Genomic DNA, 11,394 nt, shown 5'->3' on the forward strand with positions numbered 1-11,394 from the left:
TCACGTAACAGAAGCCGGGGTTATCGGTAACGAAACCCCGGCTTTTTTTCGCCCCGAGAAAACCGTTATATCGACCTAACCCCTTGTTTTATTGGGCTTCGCAAAAGTTGGCACGGCACCTGCTATATGTTTGGTACAAGAACAATAACAAGCAATGCACAAGACAATAAAAATAAGACGAATCGACTCACGCACAATAAAAACAAGACGGCGAGAGGCGCAGCTAACTGATTCTTTTGGAGAGGCGTTGTATTTGGGGCTAGCCCCACGACCAGGCCGAGAACAACAAAAACTGTCCTAAGACAGAGCCTGTACTGGTTGGATCGCAAGATCACTGCAACACAGCGACCAAAGCAATCCGTTTGCTCTTGGCTCCCGATTGGGAGGGTCATGAAGGAAAAGCTTCATGGCGAGGGCACTCAACAAAAACAAGAAGCCCGAATCAATAATAAAAAGAGCACGCAACTACTTCTGGGGGAGCTTCGGCTCCCCTTGTAGTTTCTTCCCCCCCGCAAAAACCCGCCCCCAAAGCCTTTAGCCTGCGACTTACAGCGCAAATCCGCTGCGTCCTACACCATCCCCCGACTAAATGCTAGAATCTGCGCCCATCATGCGGTCATTCTTTGGTATGGCCGAACATTCCTTCAAACAGTGCATCCCATGCTGAAGAAGCTGTTCCAGTCATTCCGAACTCCCGTGCGTCGTACGCAACACATCCGCAGCACCCCTGAAGTGCTCAACAGCGGCCAACATTCGCTGCAGAAGGGGCAATTCAGCCGCTACGCGGTCAATATCGTCGAACGCTTGCAGGGCGCCGGCTACCAGGCCTATCTGGTCGGTGGTTGCGTGCGTGACATGCTGTTGGGCATCACGCCCAAGGACTTCGACGTCGCCACCAGCGCCACCCCCGAGCAAGTCCGTGCCGAATTCCGCAATGCGCGGATCATCGGTCGCCGCTTCAAACTGGTGCACATTCATTTCGGTCGCGAAATCATCGAAGTCGCGACCTTCCGCGCCAATCACCCGGTCAATGAAGACGACGAGGACAGCAACCAGTCTTCGCGCAACGAGAGCGGGCGGATTCTGCGCGACAACGTCTACGGCACCCTGGAAGAAGACGCGCAACGCCGCGACTTCACCATCAACGCCCTGTATTACGATCCGGTCAGCGAGCGCATTCTCGATTACGCCAACGGTGTACACGACATCCGCAATCACCTGATCCGCCTGATCGGCGATCCGAAGCAGCGTTACCAGGAAGACCCGGTGCGCATGCTGCGTGCCGTGCGTTTCGCCGCCAAGCTGAATTTCGGCATCGAAAAACACACCGTGCAGCCGATCCGCGAACTGGCGCCGATGCTGCGCGAGATCCCGTCGGCCCGCCTGTTCGAGGAAGTGCTCAAGCTGTTCCTCTCCGGCCATGGCGCGATCACGTTCGAGATGCTGGTCGATCTGCAACTGTTCGCCCCGCTGTTCCCGGCCAGTGCCGACGCACTGGAGCACAACCCGGAATACACCCACACGCTGATCAGCGAAGCGCTGACCAACACCGACCTGCGCATCAAGCAGAACAAACCGGTGACCCCGGCGTTCCTGTTTGCCGCCCTGCTCTGGCCTGCCCTGCCGGCCCGCGTGTTGCGTCTGCAAGAGCGTGGCATGCCGCCGATTCCGGCGATGCAGGAAGGTGCGCACGAGCTGATCGCCGAGCAGTGCCAGCGCATCGCCATTCCAAAGCGCTTCACCATGCCGATCCGCGAAATCTGGGACATGCAGGAACGCTTGCCACGCCGCAGCGGCAAACGCGCCGACCTGCTGCTGGACAATCCACGCTTCCGCGCCGGTTACGACTTCCTGCTGCTGCGTGAAAGCGCTGGCGAGCAGACCGATGGCCTGGGCGAATGGTGGACGGATTATCAGGACGCCAACGACAGCGAGCGTCGCGAGATGATTCGCGAACTCAGCGGCAAGGGTGATGACGCCAGCGGCGCGCCGCGCAAACGTCGCCGCAGCAGCGGTTCCAAGCGCAAGCGCGCCGGAGCTCTCCGAGCGCCTCGGGCGAATAAGGCATGGAACGCATCTATATCGGCCTGGGCAGCAACCTCGCTGACCCGGCCGAACAATTGCGCAGCGCGCTCAACGCGCTGGGGCAATTGCCGCGGACTTCCCTTGCTGGTGTTTCGGCGTTCTATCAGAGCGATTCACTGCTGCCAGGGCAACCGCGTTACACCAACGCGGTCGCCGCCCTCGACAGTGATCTCGCGCCGCTCGATCTGCTCGATGCGCTGCAAGCGATCGAGAACGATCAGGGTCGCGAGCGTCTGGAACGTTGGGGGCCGCGTACGCTGGATCTGGATATCCTGCTGTTCGGCGATCGGCTTATCGACGAGCCACGCCTGAAAGTCCCGCATTATCAGATTCAGGAAAGGGCGTTCGTTCTGTATCCGCTGGCCGAACTGGCTCCCGCAGACCTGCGCCTGGCCGATGGCCGCGCGCTGTCCGATCTGCTCGCCGCCTGCCCGTTCGTAGGCCTCGAACGCCTCGCGCACGCTTGAAACCACACCTCCTGTGGGAGCGGGCTTGCTCGCGAAAGCGTCGTGTCAGTCACTCAATCAGTCAACAGACCCACCGCTTTCGCGAGCAAGCCCGCTCCCACATCGAGTATTCCAATTCTGATTTTTTGTCGGACAAAAAACCCGCCAATCAGCCCCGCCGCACCGCTGAATCGCATCAGTAACGCCGGTAACACTCCCCTCGTAACAATGCGGTAACACACGCAATTGACTTCCGCTTGGCTCCTCACGACTATAGGCGTCCCGCTGCCGCCAACCCGGCACATACGGGCGCAATCCAGGCCTTATAAGCACGACAAAAGACCGTGCGCCTGAGTAGACGAAGAATCACGCGCGTTACTCGCAGTAGTTTCCAGAGCGCCTGAACGAGGATTTTTTACATGCCAGCCATCACCCTGACCACGCTCCAGAGCCTCAAGCAGAAAGGTGAAAAGATCACCATGCTGACCTGCTATGACGCGACCTTCGCCCACGCCTGCAACGAGGCCGGTGTCGAAGTGCTGCTGGTGGGCGACTCCCCTCGGCATGGTTCTGCAAGGGCACGACAGCACCTTGCCGGTGACCATCGCAGAAATGGCCTACCACACCGCGTGCGTCAAACGCGGCAACACCGACGCCCTGATTCTGGCCGACCTGCCGTTCATGGCCAACGCCACTATCGAACAAACCCTGACCAACAGCGCCACGCTGATGCAGGCCGGCGCGCACATGATCAAGGTCGAAGGTGCGCTGTGGCTGGCGGAGTCGATCCGCCTGCTGGCCGAACGCGGTGTGCCGGTCTGCGCGCACATGGGCCTGACCCCCACAAGCGGTGAACATTCTTGGCGGCTATAAAGTGCAGGGCCGCAACGAGAACCAGGCGCGGCAGATGCGTGCCGACGCGATCTCGCTGGAGCAGGCTGGCGCAGCCATGCTGCTGCTCGAATGCGTGCCGAGCGAACTGGCTGCGGAAATCAGCCAGGCCGTGAAGATTCCGGTCATCGGCATCGGCGCCGGTAGCGATACCGACGGGCAGGTACTGGTGCTGCACGACATGCTCGGCCTGTCGATCACCGGCCGCGTGCCGAAATTCGTGAAGAACTTCATGAACGGCCAAGACAGCATCCAGTCAGCATTGAAGGCTTATGTTAATGAAGTCAAAGCCGTCACGTTCCCTGGCATCGAACACGGATTCTCTGCATGAATACCGTTAAAACCGTACGCGAACTGCGCGCCGCCGTGGCCCGCGCCCGCAGTGAAGGCAAGCGCATCGGCTTCGTGCCGACCATGGGCAACCTGCACAGCGGCCATGTCGCGCTGATCACCAAAGCCACCCAGCGCGTGGACTTCGTGGTCGCGAGCATTTTCGTCAACCCGCTGCAGTTCGGCGCCGGCGAAGACCTCGACAAGTACCCGCGCACCCTGGCGGCGGATCAGGAGAAACTGCTGCAAGCCGGCTGCCATTTGCTGTTCGCCCCGACCGTCGAAGAGATGTACCCCGACGGCATGGCCGGGCAGACCCGGGTCAGCGTGCCGCAACTGTCTGAAGGCCTGTGCGGCGCCAGTCGTCCGGGGCACTTCGAAGGTGTGGCGACGGTGGTCAGCAAGCTGTTCAACATGGTTCAGCCGGATCTGGCGATCTTCGGCCAGAAGGACTTCCAGCAGCTGGCGGTGATCCGCGCGCTGGTGCATGACCTGAACATGCCGATCCAGATCATCGGCGAACCGACCGTGCGTGCGGCCGACGGCCTGGCGCTGTCGTCGCGCAACGGTTTCCTCAGCGAAGATCAACGTGCCGTGGCCCCGGTGGTCTATCGCACCCTGAGCGCGATTGCCGAGTCGATCAAGCACGGTGAGCGTGACTACCCGGCGCTGATCGCCGCCCAAGTGCAACAGCTGGAAGCCGCCGGCCTGCGTCCGGATTACCTGGAAATCCGTCATGCCCTGACCTTGCGTCCGGCGACGGCAGAAGACCGCGATCTGGTGATTCTGGTGGCGGCGTTCCTCGGCACCACGCGGTTGATCGACAACCTGCACCTGAACCTCGATACCCCAGTCTAAAAAACACCGCAATACCCCTGTGGGAGCGGGCTTGCTCGCGAATGCGGTGCATCATTCAGCAGATAGGTTGACTGACACACCGCATTCGCGAGCAAGCCTGCTCCCACATTGGTTTCTGGTGTCCACACAGACCATATTGCCGCCCCCAAAGCCTTCGGGCACACTGCCCGCCGTTTGCTTCCAACCCGGGAAATCCCTCATGCACGCCATCATGCTCAAGGCCAAACTGCACCGCGCCGAAGTCACTCATGCGGTACTCGATTACGAAGGTTCCTGCGCCATTGATGGCGAGTGGCTGGACTTGTCCGGCATCCGTGAGTACGAGCAGATCCAGATCTATAACGTCGACAATGGCGAGCGCTTCACCACCTACGCGATTCGTGGCGAAGAGGGTTCGCGGATGATTTCGGTCAATGGCGCAGCCGCGCATAAAGCCAAGGTCGGCGACCGCGTGATCATTTGCGCCTACGCCCATTACAGCGAAGCGGAACTGCTGAATTTCAAGCCGCGCATGCTGTACATGGCGCCGGGCAACGAGCTCAGCCACACCAGCAACGCCATTCCGGTTCAGGTGGCCTGAGCCGCTTCGACGCGCCACTCCCCTTCCGTTGGTCGGCCAGTTCCCGGTATTGATGTTAAAAAAGTACAGGGAACAGGTCAGAAGAAGTCAAGACAGATCGCAGCGCGAGGTTTACTGTATTCGCCCTGCGTTGAAAAATCGTGTCGACGCATTTGACCCTCGCCCAAACATGGCGTATCGGTCTGTTCTGTGTTCAAAAGGCCGTTCAAGTAAAAAGGAAAACCGCAGCGATGGCGTACTACCGCACTCCTCATGACGTTACCGCTCTGCCTGCCTGGCAGGCGTTGAAAGATCACCGCCAAGCCATGCAGGATTTCAGCATGCGCGAAGCCTTCAACGCCGATCCGCAGCGCTTCAATCAATTCACGCTCAGCAGCTGCGGACTGTTTCTCGATTATTCGAAGAACCTGATCAACGCCGAAACCCGCAACCTGCTGGTGGGTCTGGCCAATGAAGTCGATCTGAAAGGCGCGATCAAAGCGCTGTTCGACGGCGAAATCGTCAACGCCTCCGAAGGCCGCCCGGCGCTGCACACCGCCCTGCGCCGTCCGGTCGGCGACAAGCTATCGGTCAACGGCGTCAACGTGATGCCGGAAGTGCACAAGGTGCTGAACCAGATCACGGATCTGGTCGGCCGCATCCACGACGGCCTGTGGCGTGGTTACACCGAGAAGCCGATCACTGACGTGGTCAACATCGGCATCGGTGGTTCGTTCCTCGGCCCGGAGCTGGTCTCCGAAGCGCTGTTGTCCTACGCGCAGAAAGGCGTGCGTTGCCACTACCTGGCGAACATCGACGGCAGTGAGTTCCACGAACTGACGCAAAAGTTGCGCGCCGAAACCACACTGTTCATCGTTTCGTCGAAATCCTTCAACACCCTCGAAACCCTGAAGAACGCTCAGGCCGCACGCGCCTGGTATCTGGCTCAGGGCGGTTCCGAAGCCGAGCTGTATCGCCACTTCATCGCGGTATCGAGCAACAACGCCGCGGCCGTTGCGTTCGGCATCCGTGAAGAAAACATCTTCCCGATGTGGGACTGGGTAGGCGGTCGTTACTCGCTGTGGTCGGCCATCGGTCTGCCGATTGCCCTGGCCATCGGCATGTCCAACTTCAAGGAACTGCTGTCCGGTGCCTACACCATGGACCAGCATTTCCAGAGCGCACCGTTCGAACAGAACATGCCGGTGCTGCTGGCCCTGCTCGGCGTGTGGTACGGCAACTTCTGGGGCGCGCAAAGCCACGCGATCCTGCCGTACGACCACTACCTGCGCAACATCACCAAGCACTTGCAACAGCTGGACATGGAGTCCAACGGCAAGAGCGTGCGTCAGGACGGCACCTCGGTGTCGACCGATACCGGCCCGGTGATCTGGGGTGGCGTCGGCTGCAACGGTCAACATGCGTATCACCAGTTGCTGCACCAGGGCACCCAACTGATCCCGGCCGATTTCATCGTGCCGATCGTCAGCTTCAACCCGGTCTCCGACCACCATCAGTGGCTGTACGCCAACTGCCTGTCGCAGAGCCAGGCGCTGATGCTCGGCAAGACCCTGCCGGAAGCCGAGGCCGAACTGCGCGACAAAGGCATGAGCGAAGAGCAGGTGCACAAACTCGCACCGCACAAGGTGATCCCGGGCAACCGTCCGAGCAACACCATCGTGGTCGAGCGCATCAGCCCGCGTCGTCTGGGTGCGCTGGTCGCCATGTATGAACACAAAGTGTTCGTGCAGAGCGTGGTCTGGGGCATCAACGCCTTCGACCAGTGGGGCGTGGAACTGGGCAAGGAATTGGGCAAAGGTGTTTACAACCGTCTGGTCGGCAGCGATGAAACCGTCGCTGACGATGCTTCTACCCAAGGCCTGATCAACTACTTCCGCGGTCGTCACCGCGGGTGATTTGATAGTGCGGCCCACAGGTTTTGGTTCCCCGGATCCTGTGGGCAAAAAATCCCTTGTAGGAGTGAGCCTGCTCGCGATCGCGGGGTGTCAATCAGCATTGATGTTGAATGACACACCGCGATCGCGAGCAGGCTCACTCCTACAGTTGTTTTAGGGTGTATTCAAAATCAGGCTCAAACATCAGATTCCTGATGCGGCTTGAACCCTTGGCCCTCTCGGCGCATCTTTATTCTTCGCACAACAAGAATAAGGAACCGTCATGTTCGATATCAGCACGTTCCCCAAAGCCGATGCCGTCCGCCGGGCTGCGCAGTTGAGTCAGGACGACTATAAGCGTCTGTACCGCGAATCCATTGAACACCCCAGCGCCTTCTGGGCCGAACAGGCCACCCGCTTCCTTGACTGGAGCACACCGTGGCAGACCGTTCAGCGTTACGACCTGAAAACCGGTGAAGCGTCCTGGTTTGCCGGCGGTCAACTGAACGTCAGTTACAACTGCATCGACCGTCACCTCGCCCAGCGCGGCGAGCAGACTGCGATCCTCTGGGAAGGTGACGACCCGGCCGAATCAGCGCAGATCACCTACAAAAAACTTCACCATCACGTCTGCCGTCTGGCCAATGTGCTGAAAAGCCGTGGGGTGAAAAAAGGTGATCGGGTGTGCATCTACATGCCGATGATCCCCGAGGCGGCCTACGCCATGCTCGCCTGCGCGCGGATCGGCGCGATTCACTCGGTGGTGTTCGGCGGCTTCTCCCCGGACTCATTGCGTGACCGCATTCTCGACGCCGACTGCCGCACGGTGATCACCGCCGATGAAGGCGTACGCGGCGGCAAGTTCGTGCCACTCAAGCACAACGTCGACAAGGCCCTGCAAAGTTGCCCGGACGTCAGCACCGTCGTCGTAGTCGAACGCAGCCAAGGCCAGGTCGATTGGGTCGAGGGCCGTGATCTCTGGTATCACCAGGCCGTACGTGACGTCAGCGACGATTGCCCGCCAGAACCGATGGACGCCGAAGATCCGCTGTTCATCCTCTACACCTCCGGCAGCACCGGCAAACCCAAGGGCGTGCTGCACACCACCGGCGGCTACCTGCTGCAAGCGGCGATGACCTTCAAGTACGTGCTTGATTATCGCGATGGCGAAGTGTTCTGGTGCACCGCCGACGTCGGCTGGGTGACCGGCCACAGTTACATCGTCTACGGCCCGCTGGCCAACGGCGCGACCACCCTGATCTTCGAAGGCGTGCCAAGTTATCCGAGCACCTCGCGCTTTTGGCAGGTGATCGACAAACACAAAGTGAACATCTTCTACACCGCACCGACCGCCCTGCGTGCGCTGATGCGCGAAGGTGCCGGGCCGCTGCAGGAAACTTCGCGCCAAAGCCTCAGATTGCTCGGCAGCGTCGGTGAGCCGATCAACCCGGAAGCGTGGGAATGGTACTTCAACGTGGTCGGCGAGCAGCGCTGCCCGATTGTCGATACCTGGTGGCAGACCGAAACCGGCGGGATCATGCTCAGCCCGTTGGTCAGTGCAAAACGCATTAAACCGGGTTGCGCCACGCAGCCGATGTTCGGCGTGCAACCGGTGCTGCTCGATGAGCACGGCAAGGAAATCAAAGGCGCGGGCAGCGGCGTGCTGGCAATCAAGTCGAGTTGGCCGGCGCAGATCCGCAGCGTCTACGGCGACCCGCAACGGATGGTCGACACCTACTTCAAGCCCTACCCCGGCTATTACTTCACTGGCGACGGCGCACGCCGTGACGAGGACGGCGACTACTGGATCACCGGACGCATCGATGACGTGATCAACGTCTCCGGCCACCGCATCGGCACCGCCGAAGTGGAAAGCGCGCTGGTGCTGCACGACAGCATCGCCGAGGCGGCCGTGGTCGGTTACCCGCACGACGTCAAAGGCCAGGGCATCTACGCCTTCGTCACCCCCATGAACGGCGTCGAACCGAGCGATGAGCTGAAGAAAGAATTGCTGGCCCACGTCAGCAAGGAAATCGGCAGCTTCGCCAAACCGGACCTGATCCAGTGGGCGCCGGCCTTGCCGAAAACCCGCTCAGGCAAGATCATGCGGCGGATCCTGCGCAAGATCGCCTGCAACGAACTCGACAGCCTCGGCGACACGTCGACCCTGGCCGATCCGAGCGTGGTCCAGGGCCTGATCGACAAACGCCTGAATCAGTAACGTCTGCGGCGCGGTCAACCGGCCGCGCCCGTCCACCCGCAATGAGTTGTCATGGAATTCATCCGCAGCCGTATCGAACAGCAACTCATGAGCCTGACCGGGCTGTCGCTCGGTCAGCTTGACCTGGAAAATCCCAAGGGCGATCCCGGGCTGTTCGGCCCGGACTCGATCAGTTGGCAAGTGCACGGCGATTTCAGCAGCATGCTGATCGGCGGTATCAGCGCGCTGTTGCTGCAAGCCTTGCATCCGCTGGCGCTGGCCGGGGTCTGGGATCATTCGAACTTTCGTCAGGACATGCTTGGACGCCTGCGCCGCACCAGCCAGTTTGTTTCCGGCACCACCTTCGGCTCGCGCCGCGACGCCGAATGGCTGATCGACAAAGTGCGCACCATTCACCTGCAAGTGGTCGGCACTGCACCGGATGGCCGGCCCTACGCGGCCAGCGATCCGGACCTGCTGACCTGGGTGCATGTGGCCGAAGTCAGCAACTTCCTCGCCGCGCATTTGCGTTACCGCAATCCGCAATTGTCGGCGGCGGATCAGGATCGTTACTACGCTGAAATCGCCGTGGTCGCCGAGCGCCTGGGTGCGCGGCATGTGCCGAAATCGCGGCAGGCCGTGGCTGACTATCTGCAATGCATGCGCCCGCAACTGCTCTGTGATGAGCGCAGCCGCGAAGTCCTGCGCCTGCTGCTCGATGCCCCGGCCCCGAGCGTGCTGGCCCGACCGTTTGGCGACTTGATGATGAAGGCCGGCATCGATCTGTTGCCGGACTGGGCCAGCGCCATGTTCGGCATACGGCAGAACCCGCTGCAACGCCAGTTGATCCGCGCCAGCGTCAAGCGCAGTGCGCCGATGCTGCGCTGGGCGATGCGCAATGGCTCGGTGCAGCGGGCACAGCGGCGGATGGGAATTCTGACCTGAAAAGCATCGCGAGCAGGCTCACTCCTACAGGGACCTTCCTGCGCAACACTGATCCCTTGTAGGAGTGAGCCTGCTCGCGATGGAAGCACCTCGGTTGCCCGCCAAACTGCTAAACTCCCGCGCCTCAATTCTCATCAGCAAGGCGCACGCATGTCTTCCTTGAATCAGGCGCTGCGCGCCGCCCTCGACAAACGCCAGGACCTGCTCGCTGAGCTGCACAGCCAGGGCACCGATTGCTACCGGCTGTTCCACGGCAGCCAGGAAGGCGCCGGTGGCCTGACCGTCGACCGCTACGGTCCGCAATTGCTGGTGCAAAGTTTTCACCAGACGCTGGAGCGTGACGACCTGCTGCAACTGCACGCCATGGTCAATCAGACCCTGGGCTTTGACACCCTGCTGGTCTACAACGACCGCTCCCGGGGCAACTCGCGCATCGATCGCGAAGACAGCGTCTACAAAGCCGACGCCGCCGCACTGGCGGATCTGGTCGGCCACGAATGGGGCCTGAACTATCGCGTGCGCGGGCGACATGCCGGGCAGGATCCGCTGCTGTTTCTCGACCTGCGCAACACTCGCGGCTGGGTCAAGGATCACGCCAAGGGCAAAAGTGTGCTCAACCTCTTTGCCTACACCTGTGGCGTCGGCCTGAGTGCCGCTGCCGGTGGCGCGCGCGAGGTGTGTAACCTCGACTTCGCCGAAGGCAATCTGGCAGTCGGCCGAGAAAACGGCCTGCTCAACCCGCAATTGCCCGAGATGCAGTTCATCCAGTCCGATTATTTCCCGGCGATCCGTCAGCTCGCCGGCCTGCCGATCAGCCAGCGGCGCGGGCAGAAACTGCCGAGCTATCAGCGCCTCGAACAGCGCCAATACGATCTGGTGCTGCTCGATCCGCCCGCTTGGGCCAAGAGCGCCTTCGGCACCGTCGACCTGTTGCGCGACTATCAGAGCCTGCTCAAGCCGGCGCTGCTGACCACCGCTGACAACGGCGTGCTGATCTGCTGCAACAACCTGGCGAAGGTCAGCATGGACGACTGGCGCGAACAGGTCCTGCGCTGCGCCGAGAAAGCCGGGCGACCGGTCCGCGAATGGAGCGTGATGACTCCGGGCGCGGATTTCCCGTCGCTGGATCAGCAGCCACCGCTGAAAACCCTGATCCTGCAGTTGTAACCCCCCCTGCGGGACTGG

7 protein-coding genes and 2 pseudogenes are annotated in these 11,394 nt (G+C 60.9%); all 9 read left to right on the forward strand.

From position 1 onward, the window contains the following. Window positions 1-660: 660 nt before the first annotated feature. The 9 genes and pseudogenes from E3Z29_RS26970 to E3Z29_RS27010 all read left to right on the forward strand — a co-directional run bounded on the left by E3Z29_RS26970 (window position 661) and on the right by E3Z29_RS27010 (window position 11,376). A pseudogene (locus E3Z29_RS26970) lies at window positions 661-2,063 on the forward strand (polynucleotide adenylyltransferase PcnB). A gap of 3 nt (window positions 2,064-2,066) precedes the next feature. Next, window positions 2,067-2,552, forward strand: coding sequence for a 2-amino-4-hydroxy-6-hydroxymethyldihydropteridine diphosphokinase (gene folK, locus E3Z29_RS26975; protein WP_134787347.1), 486 nt, complete (start codon window positions 2,067-2,069; stop codon window positions 2,550-2,552). Between the two features lie 398 nt (window positions 2,553-2,950). Beyond that, window positions 2,951-3,753, forward strand: a pseudogene (panB, locus tag E3Z29_RS26980) (3-methyl-2-oxobutanoate hydroxymethyltransferase). Beyond that, window positions 3,750-4,610: a pantoate--beta-alanine ligase gene (gene panC, locus E3Z29_RS26985; RefSeq protein WP_134787348.1), complete on the forward strand. Its 861-nt coding sequence runs from the start codon at window positions 3,750-3,752 to the stop codon at window positions 4,608-4,610. Before panB ends, panC begins: the two are co-directional and overlap by 4 nt. A 199-nt stretch (window positions 4,611-4,809) precedes the next feature. Further along, window positions 4,810-5,190, forward strand: a complete 381-nt coding sequence (panD, locus tag E3Z29_RS26990) for an aspartate 1-decarboxylase (RefSeq protein ID WP_003228271.1) — start codon at window positions 4,810-4,812, stop codon at window positions 5,188-5,190. A 230-nt stretch (window positions 5,191-5,420) separates the two neighbouring features. Beyond that, window positions 5,421-7,085, forward strand: a complete 1,665-nt coding sequence (gene pgi, locus E3Z29_RS26995) for a glucose-6-phosphate isomerase (protein ID WP_134787349.1) — start codon at window positions 5,421-5,423, stop codon at window positions 7,083-7,085. A gap of 262 nt (window positions 7,086-7,347) precedes the next feature. Next, window positions 7,348-9,285, forward strand: coding sequence for an acetate--CoA ligase (gene acs / locus E3Z29_RS27000; RefSeq protein ID WP_134787350.1), 1,938 nt, complete (start codon window positions 7,348-7,350; stop codon window positions 9,283-9,285). A gap of 51 nt (window positions 9,286-9,336) precedes the next feature. Continuing rightward, on the forward strand, window positions 9,337-10,209 hold the full coding sequence (locus E3Z29_RS27005; protein WP_134787351.1) for an oxygenase MpaB family protein: 873 nt from the start codon (window positions 9,337-9,339) through the stop codon (window positions 10,207-10,209). A gap of 150 nt (window positions 10,210-10,359) precedes the next feature. Then, a complete protein-coding gene (locus E3Z29_RS27010) occupies window positions 10,360-11,376 on the forward strand; it encodes a class I SAM-dependent rRNA methyltransferase (protein ID WP_134787352.1) in 1,017 nt (338 codons plus the stop codon). Window positions 11,377-11,394 lie beyond the last annotated feature (18 nt).

Source organism: Pseudomonas sp. S150, from assembly GCF_004526365.1.
In the GTDB taxonomy this organism is placed as follows: domain Bacteria; phylum Pseudomonadota; class Gammaproteobacteria; order Pseudomonadales; family Pseudomonadaceae; genus Aquipseudomonas; species Aquipseudomonas putida_A.

Coding starts and splice junctions, on each gene's coding strand:
- folK (WP_134787347.1), top strand. CDS start 2,067: ATGGAACGCATCTATATCGGCCTGGGCAGCAACCTCGCTGACCCGGCC.
- panC (WP_134787348.1), top strand. CDS start 3,750: ATGAATACCGTTAAAACCGTACGCGAACTGCGCGCCGCCGTGGCCCGC.
- panD (WP_003228271.1), top strand. CDS start 4,810: ATGCACGCCATCATGCTCAAGGCCAAACTGCACCGCGCCGAAGTCACT.
- pgi (WP_134787349.1), top strand. CDS start 5,421: ATGGCGTACTACCGCACTCCTCATGACGTTACCGCTCTGCCTGCCTGG.
- acs (WP_134787350.1), top strand. CDS start 7,348: ATGTTCGATATCAGCACGTTCCCCAAAGCCGATGCCGTCCGCCGGGCT.
- E3Z29_RS27005 (WP_134787351.1), top strand. CDS start 9,337: ATGGAATTCATCCGCAGCCGTATCGAACAGCAACTCATGAGCCTGACC.
- E3Z29_RS27010 (WP_134787352.1), top strand. CDS start 10,360: ATGTCTTCCTTGAATCAGGCGCTGCGCGCCGCCCTCGACAAACGCCAG.